The 14,041-nt window shown below is 38.1% G+C and carries 18 protein-coding genes; 14 read left to right on the forward strand and 4 right to left on the reverse strand.

Going from position 1 to position 14,041, the window contains the following annotated elements; translation table 11 throughout:
• The first annotated feature begins 74 nt into the window (after positions 1 to 74).
• Genes IEV52_RS20270 through IEV52_RS20280 form a run of 3 tightly spaced genes read left to right on the forward strand, consistent with a single transcriptional unit; the run spans position 75 to position 2,196 of the window.
• Entirely contained in the window at positions 75 to 800 is a 726-nt protein-coding gene (locus IEV52_RS20270; RefSeq protein WP_188404411.1) for an SDR family NAD(P)-dependent oxidoreductase, read from the forward strand.
• Positions 800 to 1,825: an S-adenosylmethionine:tRNA ribosyltransferase-isomerase gene (locus IEV52_RS20275; protein WP_188404412.1), complete on the forward strand. Its 1,026-nt coding sequence runs from the start codon at positions 800 to 802 to the stop codon at positions 1,823 to 1,825. Before IEV52_RS20270 ends, IEV52_RS20275 begins: the two co-directional genes overlap by 1 nt.
• Before the next feature lie 11 nt (positions 1,826 to 1,836).
• The gene (locus tag IEV52_RS20280) at positions 1,837 to 2,196 is read left to right on the forward strand and encodes a VOC family protein (RefSeq protein WP_188404413.1); all 360 of its coding nucleotides are present in this window, start codon (positions 1,837 to 1,839) and stop codon (positions 2,194 to 2,196) included.
• A 9-nt stretch (positions 2,197 to 2,205) separates the two neighbouring features.
• Here the strand turns inward: IEV52_RS20280 and IEV52_RS20285 are convergent, their stop codons facing one another.
• Positions 2,206 to 2,946, reverse strand: coding sequence for a metallophosphoesterase family protein (locus tag IEV52_RS20285; RefSeq protein WP_188404414.1), 741 nt, complete (start codon positions 2,944 to 2,946; stop codon positions 2,206 to 2,208).
• Positions 2,947 to 2,995: 49 nt separating this feature from the next.
• Between IEV52_RS20285 and IEV52_RS20290 the strand changes: the two genes are divergently transcribed.
• A complete protein-coding gene (locus IEV52_RS20290; RefSeq protein WP_188404415.1) occupies positions 2,996 to 3,541 on the forward strand; it encodes a DUF6886 family protein in 546 nt (181 codons plus the stop codon).
• Between the two features lie 19 nt (positions 3,542 to 3,560).
• Here IEV52_RS20290 and IEV52_RS20295 read toward each other — a convergent pair whose 3' ends face one another.
• Positions 3,561 to 5,396, reverse strand: coding sequence for an LTA synthase family protein (locus IEV52_RS20295; protein WP_188404416.1), 1,836 nt, complete (start codon positions 5,394 to 5,396; stop codon positions 3,561 to 3,563).
• A gap of 113 nt (positions 5,397 to 5,509) precedes the next feature.
• Here IEV52_RS20295 and IEV52_RS20300 point away from each other — a divergent pair, with 113 nt between their 5' ends.
• The 4 genes from IEV52_RS20300 to IEV52_RS20315 are packed head-to-tail and all read left to right on the forward strand — an operon-like array spanning position 5,510 to position 7,407.
• Positions 5,510 to 5,911 carry a VOC family protein gene (locus tag IEV52_RS20300; protein ID WP_188404417.1) on the forward strand — a complete coding sequence of 134 codons (402 nt, stop codon included), beginning with the start codon at positions 5,510 to 5,512 and terminating at the stop codon, positions 5,909 to 5,911.
• 8 nt (positions 5,912 to 5,919) lie between these two features.
• Positions 5,920 to 6,477, forward strand: coding sequence for a signal peptidase I (lepB, locus tag IEV52_RS20305; protein WP_188404442.1), 558 nt, complete (start codon positions 5,920 to 5,922; stop codon positions 6,475 to 6,477).
• 48 nt (positions 6,478 to 6,525) lie between these two features.
• Positions 6,526 to 7,023 (forward strand): DNA-3-methyladenine glycosylase I, encoded by a 498-nt coding sequence (locus IEV52_RS20310; RefSeq protein ID WP_188404418.1) that lies wholly within the window; start codon positions 6,526 to 6,528, stop codon positions 7,021 to 7,023.
• Positions 7,024 to 7,071: 48 nt separating this feature from the next.
• Complete coding sequence (locus IEV52_RS20315; protein WP_188404419.1) at positions 7,072 to 7,407, forward strand: L,D-transpeptidase; 336 nt, start codon at positions 7,072 to 7,074, stop codon at positions 7,405 to 7,407.
• Positions 7,408 to 7,466: 59 nt separating this feature from the next.
• Here the strand turns inward: IEV52_RS20315 and IEV52_RS20320 are convergent, their stop codons facing one another.
• Positions 7,467 to 7,769, reverse strand: a complete 303-nt coding sequence (locus IEV52_RS20320; protein ID WP_188404420.1) for a hypothetical protein — start codon at positions 7,767 to 7,769, stop codon at positions 7,467 to 7,469.
• 18 nt (positions 7,770 to 7,787) lie between these two features.
• A complete protein-coding gene (locus IEV52_RS20325) occupies positions 7,788 to 9,035 on the reverse strand; it encodes a tetratricopeptide repeat protein (RefSeq protein WP_188404421.1) in 1,248 nt (415 codons plus the stop codon).
• Between the two features lie 222 nt (positions 9,036 to 9,257).
• Here IEV52_RS20325 and IEV52_RS20330 point away from each other — a divergent pair, with 222 nt between their 5' ends.
• The 6 genes from IEV52_RS20330 (at position 9,258) to IEV52_RS20355 (ending at position 13,945) form a co-directional block, all read left to right on the forward strand.
• The gene (locus IEV52_RS20330) at positions 9,258 to 10,160 is read left to right on the forward strand and encodes a hypothetical protein (protein WP_188404422.1); all 903 of its coding nucleotides are present in this window, start codon (positions 9,258 to 9,260) and stop codon (positions 10,158 to 10,160) included.
• A 76-nt stretch (positions 10,161 to 10,236) separates the two neighbouring features.
• Positions 10,237 to 10,647: an NUDIX hydrolase gene (locus tag IEV52_RS20335; protein ID WP_188404423.1), complete on the forward strand. Its 411-nt coding sequence runs from the start codon at positions 10,237 to 10,239 to the stop codon at positions 10,645 to 10,647.
• A gap of 48 nt (positions 10,648 to 10,695) precedes the next feature.
• Positions 10,696 to 10,998, forward strand: coding sequence for a hypothetical protein (locus IEV52_RS20340; RefSeq protein ID WP_188404424.1), 303 nt, complete (start codon positions 10,696 to 10,698; stop codon positions 10,996 to 10,998).
• Positions 10,999 to 11,028: 30 nt separating this feature from the next.
• Positions 11,029 to 11,964: a magnesium transporter CorA family protein gene (locus tag IEV52_RS20345; RefSeq protein WP_188404425.1), complete on the forward strand. Its 936-nt coding sequence runs from the start codon at positions 11,029 to 11,031 to the stop codon at positions 11,962 to 11,964.
• Between the two features lie 187 nt (positions 11,965 to 12,151).
• A complete protein-coding gene (locus tag IEV52_RS20350) occupies positions 12,152 to 13,354 on the forward strand; it encodes a D-alanyl-D-alanine carboxypeptidase family protein (RefSeq protein ID WP_188404426.1) in 1,203 nt (400 codons plus the stop codon).
• A gap of 108 nt (positions 13,355 to 13,462) precedes the next feature.
• Positions 13,463 to 13,945 carry a DinB family protein gene (locus IEV52_RS20355; protein ID WP_188404427.1) on the forward strand — a complete coding sequence of 161 codons (483 nt, stop codon included), beginning with the start codon at positions 13,463 to 13,465 and terminating at the stop codon, positions 13,943 to 13,945.
• Positions 13,946 to 14,041: the final 96 nt, after the last annotated feature.

Raw genomic sequence — 14,041 nt, forward strand, 5'->3', positions numbered from 1 at the left:
AATATACTTAGTAAACATAAATGTATAAAAAGTATATGATAAACAATAGCTAAAAATTTTGAGGAGGAACAAACATGAAAAAAGTAGTCATGATAACAGGTGCATCAAAGGGATTAGGTAAAGCGCTTACACAATACTTCGCAAAGGAAGGCTATAACTTAGCAATCTGTGCAAGGAACGAATCGGCCATAGAAGATGTAAAAAAAGAAGCGGAACAATTAGGCGCAGATGTTTTAGCAGTAAGTGCAGATATGTCTAGAGCAAAAGATGTAGAGCGATTTGTAGCACTGACAGAAGAGTACTTTGGAAAAATAGACGTATTGATTAACAATGCTTCCATTCTCGGCCCTAGTCCTATGCCGTATTTACTGGACTACCCAGAGCAGGATTTTGAGGAAGTTCTGCGCGTAAACACGATTGGACCATTTCTCGTAACAAGAAGGGTGCTTCCGATCATGCTGCAAAAACAGCAAGGCAGCATCATAAACATCACATCTGAAGCGGGAGCAACAGGGTATGCAGGATGGGGTGCATACGGGATTTCCAAGTTCGCACTAGAGGGGCTAACAGAAACATGGGCAGACGAAGTAAGTGAGTCCGGGGTTCGTGTAAACATGGTTGACCCTGGAGAGATGGATACAGACATGCATGCTCTTGCTGTTCCTGATTGTGATTACGATCTTGCGAAGCCGGAAGATATTACAGCGGTTTTCGGATACTTGGCGTCAGATGCGTCATCCCATATTACCGGAAAACGTTTTGAAGCACAGTCCTTTCAGTTAGAGGGGAGTGAATCTTAATGGAATCCGCCATGAAGTTTGAGCTTCCTGAAGAATTAAATGCAAAAGAACCACCAGAACGAAGGGGAATACGCAGAGATTATGTGAAAATGATGGTGCTCGATAAAACGACAGGCCAGACAAACCACACTCAGTTTTATCATTTAGACCGTTATTTGAAAAAAGGTGACCTGCTTGTTCTTAACGCAAGTCGCACGGTCCCAGCTGTTTTAAAAAGTCAGAAAGAGATGGATGGAACAGAAGTGGAAATCAGACTTGCCCACAGAAAGAATGAATCCATATGGGAAGCACTTCCGGTTAGCGGGACCGTTAAAAAGGGAGACGTGATTCGCTTTTCACCGACACTAACAGCAACCATTATTGAGCAGTCCGACGAAACACCTTTTGTCTTGTTAGCTTTTAATTTATGCTGCTCTTCTCTTTTTAACCAGATTTATAGGTTAGGTGAGCCGGTAAGGTATGAATACATTCAAGAACCATGGAACTTAGACTACTACCAAACGGTGTTTGCCACAATACCAGGTTCAGTTGAAATGCCTTCAGCTGGACGTGCGTTCAGTTGGGAGCTTCTGTTTCGATTGCAGAAAAAGGGAGTGAAGATCGCGTATATTACGCTTCACACAGGACTTAGTTATCTATTAGATGATAAGTGGCACAAAGGACCTGATACAAACTTTGAAAACTATGAAGTTCCAAAAGAAACCGCTGAAATGATCTTAGAAACGAAGAGATCAGGAGGCAAAGTCATCGCAGTAGGCACAACAGTTGTAAGAACCTTGGAAACCGTTGCCCGTGAAAAAGGAATTCTTCAGGCAGCAAGTGGCTGGACGAACCTATATATCACTGAGAATACGAAACTCCAAGTATGTGATGGATTAATTACTGGCATGCATGAACCGGAAGCGAGTCACCTTCAGCTGCTGTCAGCATTTGTTGATCGTGAGAAACTATATGATGCTTATACGGATGCGATTCAACAACGTTACCTTTGGCACGAGTTTGGCGATATGAACCTCATCTTGTAGGGGGACTCGTTATGATGCATCATGTTGGGATATACGTTAGTGACATGAAACGTTCTAGTGAATTTTATGAAACAATCTTACCTGTTTTAACAAAAGAAAAACTAATCTGGGAGGATAAGGAGCTGCTCTTTTTAAGAGGAGAAGGGTTTCAGATTGAATTAATTCCTTCATCGACCATTAACTCTGCAGGAACTCATATCGCATTTTCGGTTACATCTGTAACAGATCAAATAAATGCTCTTAAACAATTGGGATTAACCCCTACAGAGGGACCTTATAAGCTCTCAAACGGCTGGAAGACTGTCTTTTATGATGGGCCGGATGGTGAAGAGATTGAATTTATACGTACTACCGAGTCTTCAATGAACTAAATGGTTTTTCTAACTATGAAAGGCATTCATCAAGAATGGACCATCTGGAACTTGCTGCTCTCTATAAGCTTTAAATAGATTTGTACGGTCGTAAGGTACCGATTTAAACTCAACTTGAAGTTCTTGATTAGCAGCATAAGCGAGTGCGTAACGTGCTTCTGCTTTTCTGTTACACCCTAAAGCACCAGGATTCACAAAATGTGTATGTGAAATTTTAAAATCATGAACAATATGGTGATGACCAAACGCTACGAAGTGATAGGGAAGCGCGTGGCCAAAAAGTTCTTTCATGGAAGCTGTGTCTGGCTTACTAATAATGGGCATAAAGGGATCTTCTGATATAGGGGATTCCTTTTTCCCATTCTTAAAAGGATAGTGCATAATGAGAAATCGAAAATTTTCTTCCTCAAATTCCAACTGACGAGGAAGTTTGCTCAACTTATCAGCATATGTATCCTTAAGTTGATCGGCAATCCACTGATGATGCTTCTTTGCATGATTATGGCTCTCAGGATGAGTTCTGCCAAGTTTCAAAGCAAGCACTGCTTCATCATGATTACCTGTAACCATTTGAATAGTGGGCATGTTAAACAAGGTTTCCAGCACTTCATTCGTAAATGGGCCGATTCCAACCATGTCACCTCCACAAATAAAACGGTCAGTTCCACATTGTCTCGCATCATCCATAACAGCCTGTAAGGCATCTATGTTTCCATGAACATCTGTAAAGTAAGCAAATAGAGGTTTCAAAATATTCCCACCTTCTTATTGTTATGAATTATTATAAGAGAGGGCTTACATGATAACAACAGTAGCAATTGATAAGGAGGTATTATATTTGCTCTATCACTTTTCAGAAGAAGAAAACATTAAAATATTCCACCCAAGAAAGCACCCTGGTTTTCCTGATCGTCCTCCAATGGTGTGGGCCATTGATCAAGATCGTTCACCACTTTATTACTTCCCGCGTGATTGCCCTAGAATTGCGTTTTGGGCTGTACCCGGTACAACTGAACGTGATCGTGACCGTTTTTTCCGTACTACCACTGCAAATAAAATAGTAGCGATAGAAGGAGACTGGCTTCACCGGTTACAAACAACGGATCTCCACCGTTATACGTTCCAACCGGATCATTTTAAGATGCTGGATGAGGGAGCAGGATATTTTGTTTCATATGAGATTGAAACACCAGTAAGTGTAGAAGCGGTTGGCAATTTACTGGATGCGCTTATTAACGATGAGGTAGAAATTAGGATTGTGCCTTCTCTTCAGCCTCTATCCCAAGAGCTTCTGAAAACCACACTGCATTTTTCAATGATTCGAATGCGAAACGCAAAAAAATAGCCCCAAAACGGGGCTGTTATTATTTTAGAAATCGCAGCAGGTCACCATAGATAATCCGGTCCGATTGATCGAGTTCTTCTTTTGCTTTTTCAATATAAGGCTCACACTTACGTATATCAACTGGTGCTCCAAATGGCTTTACATAACATGTTTCATTGGTGTAAATAAACTTATCTGTTACAAAAGATCCATTGCGCAATACCGTTAACTCATGATGATCTTCTGAAAAAAGATCGGATCCAAAATGGACATCATTTTTTGTGTCAATACCTAGCAAGTGTAAAAGGGTGGGTTTAAGGTCTACTTGTCCGCCAACTGTATCAAGCTGCTTGCCTCTTTTTCCGGGAACATGGATAAACAAAGGAACCTGTTGTAATTCGACTTGGTTATAGGCAGTAAGATTAGGCTTGCCTAACACTTGGGCCATCGCATCCTGATGCCGTTCTGAAATACCGTAATGGTCACCGTAAACCACAACGACTGAGTTCTTATAAAGACCTGATTTCTTTAGATCATTGAAAAAGTTGCGCAGCGCTTCGTCTGCATAACGCACCGTCGTAAAATACCGGCTAACGGTTCCGTCATCAACCGGATAGGGCTCAATCCATTGCTCATCCTCATGAATTAAATACGGATGATGATTGGTAAGTGTAATAAAACGAGCATAGAAAGGCTGGGGTAAATCTTTTAAATAAGGCATGGATTGCTCAAAGAAAGGTATGTCTTTCAATCCGTAATTAATGGTGTTTTCATCTGTAACTTTATAATATTCTTCACTGAAAAAATGGTTGTATCCCATTGTTTTATAGACTACATCGCGGTTCCAGAAGCTTTTATTGTTTCCGTGAAACACAGCAGAATAGTATCCGTTTGCTTTTAAGATTTCTGGCATGGCGTTGTATTCATTTAATGGGTGGGTCTGAAAAACGGCACCTCTTGGGAGCGGGTACAATGAATTATCGACAAGGAACTCTGAATCTGACGTTTTGCCTTGTCCGGTTTGATGATAAAAATTATTAAAATAATAGCTTGAGTCAGCAAGTTCATTTAAAAAAGGTGTTACTTCTTTTTCGTTGATTTTGTAATTTAATACAAAGTTTTGAGTTGATTCTAATGATACAACAATCAAATTTTTGCCTTTAGCAATCCCATATAACTCGGGATCATGTGTCGTATCTTTTTTAGTCTTTTGAAGAATTTCCTCTGCATCTAAGTTACTTGCCAGTGCCTTCTGCATCGAGGATTTTGACTGAAGCATGATGTCATATAAGTGGTAATTGAAGGTTCCTAAGCTTTTTACTAGTATTTCTCGGTCAAACGTACGTGTTAAGAGCTGTGGTCTATTGATTTCAGCTAGAATTAAATGAACAGCTAGAATGGCGATACCAGTTATAAAGACTTTTTTACGATCTTTACTTTTTAAGAGATAGTCAGATTTCCATCTTGGTTTATTTAATAGATAAGCTAAAATGATTAAATCTAAAAATAAGAATACATCGGTTGCATAAACGAGTTCATAAACACTATTTCCGATGTCTCCTACATTCTTAGTTTGAAATAATACTGGTATGGTAAGGAAATCTGTAAAAAAACGATAATAGACGACATTCGCGTACAATATAATACTATAAATAATGGCTAACCATAAGATAACGCGCTTTCTGAGTACCGGAGAACTAAAGTAGGCTAAACAGAAATAAAGAACTAAAAAACCAAGTGGATTTAAAAATAATAAAATTTCTTGCAGGAAATGATCGATAGGCAGCGTAAAAGAAACCTTATATACGAGATACGTTTTCAACCAAAGCAGAAGAATAGCCAGGAAGATTGCTCCGTGTTTCGTTTTACCATTCATATGAAAACCCTCCTGTTTAGACGGAAATCTTTACCATTGTAGGCTATTTTTCATTAGATTAAAAGTGATAGATTACTTTTTTCATTTTTTAAAGGGATAGGGAGTAAAAAGCGATGACCACACCACAAGGATTTCATCATATAGAGATAAATGTTCACGATTTAGAGAAGAGTCGTTTCTTTTACGACTGGTTGATGCCTGAATTAGGCTACTCTCTTTTTCAGCAATGGGATAAGGGCTTTAGTTACAAAAATGGTACAGCTTATCTCGTTTTTACACAGACAGAAGAGCCTTATAAAGAAATTCCTTTTCACCGAAAACGTTCAGGACTAAATCATCTGGCCTTTTGGGCTAAATCACGTGCGCATATAGAGCACCTTCGTGTACAATTGAAGAAGAAAAATATTTCCTTTTTATATGAAGATCGATTCCCTTTTGCTGGGGGAGATAATCACTATGCTTTGTTCTTTGAAGATCCAGACAGGATTAAAATTGAAATAGTGGCGTCGAGGTGAATAAAGATATGATCGAGCAGGAAAAAGAGACGAAGCAAAAAAGTGAATGGGTAAGTTGGATGAAGGCCATTGGATTTGCGTTAGTCTTTGTTTTTATTATGAAAGCTTACTTTTTTGCACCATATATGGTAGAAGGAGCTTCCATGTCACCTACCTTGCATGACCAAGAAAAGCTGTACGTCAATAAGATTGTTTATGCTTTTTCTGAACCGAAAAAGGGAGATATCGTAATCATTAAGGGTGATGATAAGCGTTACGTGAAGCGGGTCATTGGAGTTGAAGGAGACATAATCCAAATGAAAAGTGACGTACTTTATGTAAACAATAAAAAGGTAAAAGAATCTTACCTGCAAGAGAATAAATCTGAAGCTAAAAGTCTAGGTGTCTATTTGACAGAAGACTTTGGCCCCCTTAAAGTCCCAAAAGGTAAAGCCTTTGTTATGGGTGACAACCGTTTAAACAGTATGGATTCACGAAATGGACTAGGACTCATCGAAACAAAAACGATTGAAGGACGATCAGAAGTAGTCATTTATCCATTTTCAGAAATGCGAACGACCCAATAAAAGTGCAGCATAGCTGTGCTTTTTCTATTTAGTAAAGGAGTTTAACCAATGATCAGATGCAAGTGGAGTGAAGAGAGTGAAATGCTCCAGAAGTACCATGATAACGAATGGGGCATGCAAGTAACAGGAAACGATAAATTGTTTGAATGTTTAACACTAGAATTGTTTCAATCCGGCTTAAGCTGGAAAACCATTCTTCATAAAAGAGAAAACTTTAGGGTAGCGTTTGCCGGATTTGAGATTGAAAAAGTGATGAACTTTGGGGAAGAGCATATCGAACGGCTGCTAGGAGATGCTGGCATTGTCAGACATAGAAAGAAGATTGAAGCCACGATTGAAAACGCAAAAAGAGTAAGCCAACTCATTACCGAGTATGGCAGCTTCGATGCTTTTCTCGATCAACTTCCTGAGGAAAAACAGGAGAAACAGAAAAAACTGCAACAAACCTTTAAGCATGTGGGATTAACGACAGCGGAAAGTTTCCTGGAAGCAACCGGCAGGATCCCTGCATCACACAGTGAACATTGTTTTATGTACATAAAATAAGAGGCATTTTATACATATCCTGCATAAGCTAAAGCGGGAGGTATGATAATGCCTTATCAGATCTTAATTTCAACTGCTAGAAAAAGACTGGCTCTCTTAAAGGATTGGAAAGTAATCAAACGGTATCCCATTGGCGTTGGGAAAATGCTGACACCCACACCAACTGGAACGTATACCATCATCAACAAAGCCCCGAATCCAGGCGGTCCGTTTGGCGTCATGTGGATGGGCCTGTCCAGGCCTCATTACGGTATACACGGCACTGATAACCCCGCATCCATAGGAAAAAATGTATCCAAAGGGTGCGTAAGGATGCATAACAACCATGTAATGGAATTATCTAAAATCGTGCCTATTGGGACGAAGGTTGTTATAAGTGCATGAATAAAATAACCTTACTTTTAAAGTAAAAGTAAGGTTATTTTATCGGTCATATTATTTTATTAAGAGCGAATACTATTAATTTTAGGGCTGTCATCATGTGCTAATAAACTTGCTCTTGTAATCTTAGGGCTATTATCATGCGAGATCTTCGGGCTATCATCATGAGCATAATACTTTTGACTATTAGGCTTGGGACTGTCATCATGAGCATAATACTTTTGACTATTAGGCTTAGGACTGTCATCATGAGCATAATACTTTTGACTATTGGGCTTAGGACTATCATCATGTGCTAATTGGTTAACAGAAAATATAGAAACCATAAGACCTAGTATAAGTGCCAAAAATGCAAATTTCTTCATCAAACTTCCCCCTATAAATTAAAAAATATTCTTCCTTCCATTATTCGCAATTCTATAATACTGACTTGCTTTTTTATAAGAACCTTGGTCGAAATAAATATCCGCTAGTAATTCAGAATACTTAGATACATATTCCCACGTATTTCTCTTTTCAAAGAATGGAATAACTTCCTTTGCTAAAAAGTTTTCAAACTTATCAGACTTATTAATTCTTAATTTCAAAATAGTTAAATGGTAATATATTTCACTATCAGTTGAAACTATCTCAAATCCTTGTTCAATTAAATCAAGAGCTTTGTCATAGTCTTCTAAATTAAAATACTCGGTTGCCAGAAGAAAAAGTGTGTTTGCCTTATTACTGTCTGGTTGAGAGTCTTTATAAAGGAGGCTTTTTTTGTAGCAGTCGATAGCTTGAAGGTTATTATTTTTACAAGAGTTTACATACCCTAGATTATGATAAATCACACCACTTAAAAAGTCATCTTTAAAAGAAGTTGAATATTTTAATGCTTTTTTCAAATGGAATTCAGCCTGTTCATAATTTTTTGCGCGACGGTAGCTTATCCCTAACAAAACTTGACAGTCCGCACTTCGACTATAATTATACTCACTGTCAAAAATAGTTATCGCTTTGTAAGCATAATTTGTAACTGAATTTATTCTCATTTGGAAGTTATAGGTCAATGCTAACAAATAATATAAAACTGCTATATCAAGTTCATTAACGTTTAAAGTACTTTTATATTGATCTTCTGCTGAATGCAGAAACTCAAGTGCCTCTTTGTATTTATTGCTATAGTTAGCATGCATGCCCCAGAAAACATAATAATAAAATTTAAGTTCTGGAGTGAGTTGACTATAAAAACCTTTTACTTCTTCCAATAGGTCTAGAGCATTTTCTAAATCAGGGTTCTTTAAAATCAAATAATACCTTGAACAGAAAAGTTTGTACCTTATAAGTATATCTGGATCTCTTACGGTAGTGATTTTAGCCGCCACCTGAGGAAAAAGTTCCTGGGCTTCATCAAATTTTCTGCTTGTCATTAATAAATTCCACTCATTTAACAACTCGAGTATTTCGTTATTGTCCACTTCCTCCGGCGAAATACCTAGACGTTCACAAAGCAGGTTAATAACTTCTTCGCTTGATTTGGCGTCCCCTTTCTCAATTTTACTCAAGTACGAGACAGAGCAAATTCCCTGAGCCAGCTCTTCTTGGGTTAGGCCTTTGGTTTTTCTATAATATCTTATTCGTTGACCGACCATAAAATCCCCCTTTTAGAACTTGGGAAAATTGTCATGCAAGACCCCCAATAAACAAGTATCTATACTACTATTTTTCCCAATACAGAATAAACCGTTTGTTTGATAAGATAAATATAACAGAAAATACAAAGTTTTTGCTAGAAATTGATAATTTAGAAAAAACGTTTACATAAATCTTATTTCAGCATGGGACCGGCGTCAAATTCGAAGGGAGAGAGTACTATGGCCAAAATGTATAAATTATCATCACGAACTGCAGAGAAGACTCAATCGCTGTATGTCTCACGTGATCCTGAACCGGCCGGAAGTGTAGTAAAAAATGAGGAAGGCGCATTTGCCTACTCCGAAGTATTCATGGACAAACAGAAGAATTACTGGTTTTCAAAAAAGGTAGAAGATCAATCGAAGGACCATAAACTTTTTATCTTTGACCATAAGAACGGCTGCCTTAAGTCGCAGATCATTAAAGGACAACCTAACTTTTATGAATTTGATTCATGTGTCGTAGTAGCTTGTGAGGGTGATGGTTCGAAAGGCTCAGTTTTGATCTTTTCTAAAAACGGACCGGAATTAATGAAAGAATGGAAAGTGAACGGATACCTTTGGGAAGTTGAAATGAACCGTGATGTTTTATACATTTCTTCCTATATTGTAGAAGAAGATCAAGCAGTTCTGTACATCATTCGTAACGGCAAGAAAAAACGAGTAAACCTTGGAAGCAATATGGCACCAACAGATATCTTATGCCATGATAACCATGTTTATGTTTCTGGTGCTCCTGTATTAAACGGAGATCCTAAGAAAATTATGGTGTTAAATGATAAGGATAAAGTGGTTTGTGAATTCAAATTGTCCATCTCTCCACGTGCTCTATATCAAGTTGACGACCAACTGCTGGTATATGAACTAGATCTTTCAACGGGGAAAAGCGAGCGGATCGTATACATTGATATGAAAACAGGAGAACAGAAGGAACACGACATTCCTCATTCAACGATTGTTGAGTGCACAAAAGATTCCCTCTCACTTTTAGAACAAAACAGTAAAACGCTATACATTTGGGACCATTGCAATCGTAAAATTGTGAACACCCAAAAAGTACCGGATCAGTCCAAAGTCATATAATTGTTGAAAAGTCCTGTGTGGTTGCACAGGACTTTTTTTGTGCAGCTAGAAAGTAAGGGGAAAAGGGGGAGATGTTATGAAATGGGAAGGAGCAAGCTGCATTTGTATACATAAAGGAAAGTTATTGATGGTGCTGCAGGGAACACCAGAAGAAGAGAAAAAATGGAGCGTGCCGTCCGGGGGCAGAGAAGAAAACGAGGGTCTTGAGGCGTGCTGTATCCGTGAAGTGTGGGAAGAAACAGGTTTTGTCGTGAAGGTTAAACAGAAGCTGCATAGTAAAGAAGGAGTTTCATATGGGATCACCTATAAGGTGCAATACTATTCAGCTGAATTGATCGGTGGTTCACCTGTGATCCAAGATCCGGATGGTTTAATTTACGATATTAGATGGGTATCCTTGGAGGAGCTACAATCTCTTCCTTTATCCTTCCCGGAGGATCGGGAAGTTCTAGTGAATTACCTTTCTCAATCAGAAAAGATAACTTAAGGTTTGCCCAGTTATTTAAGGGGGAAATCTAGATGGGGAGGACATAAGGTGAAGCCGATATTCGCAGTAAAAGAGGATCTGAGCCGTTTACTGGAATGGTGTAAAGGTGCTCCTGAATTTCAGAAAAAACTCTCTCACTATATAGAAGATCGTGATGACACTTCAGTAGTTGTTCTTCAAAACGACGCTGAGATTGCTGGTGTGGCTTTACTAAAGGTAAAAGAAACAGAAAAAATGGGATCAATTTGGTTTTATGGAATAGGGGAAAACATAAAAAACCATCCGGAAATGATGCAATTTTCTTTAAAATGGTTAAAGCTAAAGGGTGCTAAGGACTATACAATCGTCTAATTATTTTACAATAAAGGATGGGATTAAATGATGGAGCAGACAAGTGTTTATGGCTGGACCTGGTATCGTCATGAATACCATAATGAAACACTTAATCAGCTGATAGCAGATAATAAAGGCTGTGAAAAATGGCTTGAAAATATAAAGGAAAACAAATCAAATTATCTTCGCATTGAAAGAGATCGAGATGGAGACCAAATTGTTAGAGGTTCTCTTACGTATAAACAGGACCCGAAGAATCAATCTGATTATGAAATTTTTCATTTTTATTTAAGACCAAAATCTCTTGTTACCGTAGGCTTAGATCTATCTAGCATCGAGGGTGACTATAGAGATCCTTGTGACCATTTAATTATTGAGGAAAAAACGCCAGTGGAAGGCTTTCTGATTCTGCTTGGTGAATTAATCAATCATTTCTTGGATGGAATTGATGAATTAGAGTTTAAACTGAAGGAACTCCAAAGAGATGTACAAAGAAATAACCATACCACGTTACTGAACAGTATCTATGACCGGAGAATTGAACTTATCAACTGGAGTGACTTAACACTCCCCGTTCATGAGGCACAAATGGCGATCAAAGAGGCTTTTCTGGACGAAATTACGGAAACCCCAGCATATAAAAGGATAGAGACTCGAATTGACCGAACGATTACACTTCTTTCTCATTATAGACAAGATATTGATACGCTGTTGAATCTGGAAGAAGTTCTTTCCTCCCATCGTGGTAATGAAATTATGAAAACGTTGACCGTGTTTACAGTTATTTTCACTCCCGCTATGGGACTAGGTGCAATTTGGGGCATGAATTTCAAGAATATGCCTGAACTTGATTGGAAGCTAGGCTATCTATATGCCATGATTTTAATTGTCGGATCCACATTAGGCGTTTATCTCTGGCTAAGAATGAAAGGATGGACAGGTGACTTGTTAAGAGGAAAGAAAAACAGCAAACATTTCGACTAAAAAAAACATAAAAACATACGATATATAAAAGGAGTCAGGCGAATTTTGTCGAACGGTATCAAGTGATAAAAGCGCCTGTTTTTTTATGCCGATATTTTCTAGATTTCATTTTGATTGCAACCATAAAAGAAGCACAATCTACAACGAAGAGATATGAAGATTAAATGACCAACGGGAGCGGAAGGACATGAAAAAACTTAGCCTACTTCTTGTTTTTTCACTAGCTATGCTGGTACAGACTCAATTTGTACAAGCTGCAGGTGAAAACACACCAGAAATTAATAGCGAAAGCGCCGTAATGATTGATGCCAAAACTGGGGATATCTTATATCAAAAAAACAGTACGGAACAAATGTATCCAGCAAGTATAACGAAAATCGTTACAGGTATTCTGGCAGTAGAATCAGGCAAGTTAGATGAATCCGTTATGGTTAGCAGTGAGGCTGTAAAAGCTGACGGAACACGTGTTTACCTCCTTGAAGGGGAACAGGTGCCTTTAAAAAAATTGGCCCAGGGATTATTGATAAACTCGGGTAACGATGCAGCGATTGCTATCGCAGAATACTTGGCAGGTGATGTTGCTTCTTTTGCTGATCAAATGAACGAGTTTGCGAAAAAAGTAGGAGCAGATAATACCCATTTTGTTAATCCGAACGGCCTTTTTGATGTAGAACATTATACAACAGCCGAAGACATGGCAAAGATTACCCAATATGCCATGGAGAATGATGTGTTTCGTGAGATTGTTTCAACAAAGGAATTACCTTGGATTGGTGAAGGCTGGGAAACGACTTTAAGAAATCATCACCAATTATTATGGGACTATCCAGGAACCATTGGCGTGAAGAACGGATATGTGGATGAATCGAAACATACTCTTGTAACAGCTGTTTCCCGTGATAATCTAGATGTGATTATCGTAACGTTAAAAGCTCCTTCAAGCCGTGCAGCTTATTGGGATACCATGTCGATCGGAGATTATGGTTTTGCCAATTATGAAAGGCAGACCCTTTCTGCGGGTACCGAAATCGAAGCGGAAAACGGGAAAACCTATCCACTGAAAGAAGATTTGACTGTTACCTTACCTAAAGGAGAAGAAGCAGTTCAAGAAGTATCTTCTGATGGCGAACTTCAGCTGAAAGATACAAATGGAAACGTTTTGCTCACTCATACCCTTTTTAAAGAAAAGAAAAAAGAAGCACCATTGCCTAAAGAAACTAAATCAGTGGAAGAAGTAGATACTACCTTTATACAAACGATTGTCAAAGGAAGTATCTTCTTATACGGAGGATTGCTGCTGTTGCTTGCATTTCTAGTGATCTTAAGAATGCGCAGCCAGAGATATAAACATAAAAAAATGAGGCAAGTGGCTAGAAGCTATGTTAAATAAACCGTCATGAGACGGTTTTTTTAATGTCTGCAAATAATTTGAAGGAAATAATAGATGATTTGGAGAAAAAGAGTAGGGCAATCACTTTATATAGCAGGAGGAAGAAAAATGAACGCTACGGTTTCCTTGACTGAGACTTTATTGCAAGAATTTTATACGGTAGTACGAACAACAAATCATTTGCTTAAAAAAGCAGACCCTTCTGTTTACGATTTTCGTCCAGCAGACAATATGCGCTCCTTTTTAGAACTGGCTAACCATTTAGTACAGATTCCTCATATTGATTTAGCTATCTTACAGGAAAAAACGGAAGAAGAAGTACGTCAGTTGGAAAAGAAGTTAGCTGCTGAAAATATAGGAGAACTTAAACATGTATTGGAAGAAGGTTATCATTTATTAAAATCATACTTTCTATCCCTATCTGAAGAGGATTTCTTACAAAAAGAAACAAAAGCTTTTTATGCAGATAAAGGGATAACACAAGCTAAATGGCTTGTAGAAATTGTAACTCATGCATTTCATCATCGAGCACAGCTGTTTACCTATTTAAAGCAAACAAAACATGATGTAAATATGTTTGACTTATATTAAGAAGCACCGGAGATCTAACCGGTGTTTTTTCTTTAGTTAGACTTCTTACCATCTTTCCTGTAGTGTGGGTGATTAATACTCAAAAAGGTTTTCCAT

Source organism: Fictibacillus barbaricus (assembly GCF_014635025.1).
Taxonomy (GTDB): domain Bacteria; phylum Bacillota; class Bacilli; order Bacillales; family Fictibacillaceae; genus Fictibacillus; species Fictibacillus barbaricus.

Bases quoted from the DNA above. Each gene is read 5' to 3' on its own strand.
- IEV52_RS20270 (WP_188404411.1), top strand. From the start codon at position 75: ATGAAAAAAGTAGTCATGATAACAGGTGCATCAAAGGGATTAGGTAAA.
- IEV52_RS20275 (WP_188404412.1), top strand. From the start codon at position 800: ATGGAATCCGCCATGAAGTTTGAGCTTCCTGAAGAATTAAATGCAAAA.
- IEV52_RS20280 (WP_188404413.1), top strand. From the start codon at position 1,837: ATGATGCATCATGTTGGGATATACGTTAGTGACATGAAACGTTCTAGT.
- IEV52_RS20290 (WP_188404415.1), top strand. From the start codon at position 2,996: ATGATAACAACAGTAGCAATTGATAAGGAGGTATTATATTTGCTCTAT.
- IEV52_RS20295 (WP_188404416.1), bottom strand. From the start codon at position 5,396: ATGAATGGTAAAACGAAACACGGAGCAATCTTCCTGGCTATTCTTCTG.
- IEV52_RS20300 (WP_188404417.1), top strand. From the start codon at position 5,510: ATGACCACACCACAAGGATTTCATCATATAGAGATAAATGTTCACGAT.
- lepB (WP_188404442.1), top strand. From the start codon at position 5,920: ATGATCGAGCAGGAAAAAGAGACGAAGCAAAAAAGTGAATGGGTAAGT.
- IEV52_RS20310 (WP_188404418.1), top strand. From the start codon at position 6,526: ATGATCAGATGCAAGTGGAGTGAAGAGAGTGAAATGCTCCAGAAGTAC.
- IEV52_RS20315 (WP_188404419.1), top strand. From the start codon at position 7,072: ATGCCTTATCAGATCTTAATTTCAACTGCTAGAAAAAGACTGGCTCTC.
- IEV52_RS20320 (WP_188404420.1), bottom strand. From the start codon at position 7,769: ATGAAGAAATTTGCATTTTTGGCACTTATACTAGGTCTTATGGTTTCT.
- IEV52_RS20325 (WP_188404421.1), bottom strand. From the start codon at position 9,035: ATGGTCGGTCAACGAATAAGATATTATAGAAAAACCAAAGGCCTAACC.
- IEV52_RS20330 (WP_188404422.1), top strand. From the start codon at position 9,258: ATGGCCAAAATGTATAAATTATCATCACGAACTGCAGAGAAGACTCAA.
- IEV52_RS20335 (WP_188404423.1), top strand. From the start codon at position 10,237: ATGAAATGGGAAGGAGCAAGCTGCATTTGTATACATAAAGGAAAGTTA.
- IEV52_RS20345 (WP_188404425.1), top strand. From the start codon at position 11,029: ATGGAGCAGACAAGTGTTTATGGCTGGACCTGGTATCGTCATGAATAC.
- IEV52_RS20350 (WP_188404426.1), top strand. From the start codon at position 12,152: ATGAAAAAACTTAGCCTACTTCTTGTTTTTTCACTAGCTATGCTGGTA.
- IEV52_RS20355 (WP_188404427.1), top strand. From the start codon at position 13,463: ATGAACGCTACGGTTTCCTTGACTGAGACTTTATTGCAAGAATTTTAT.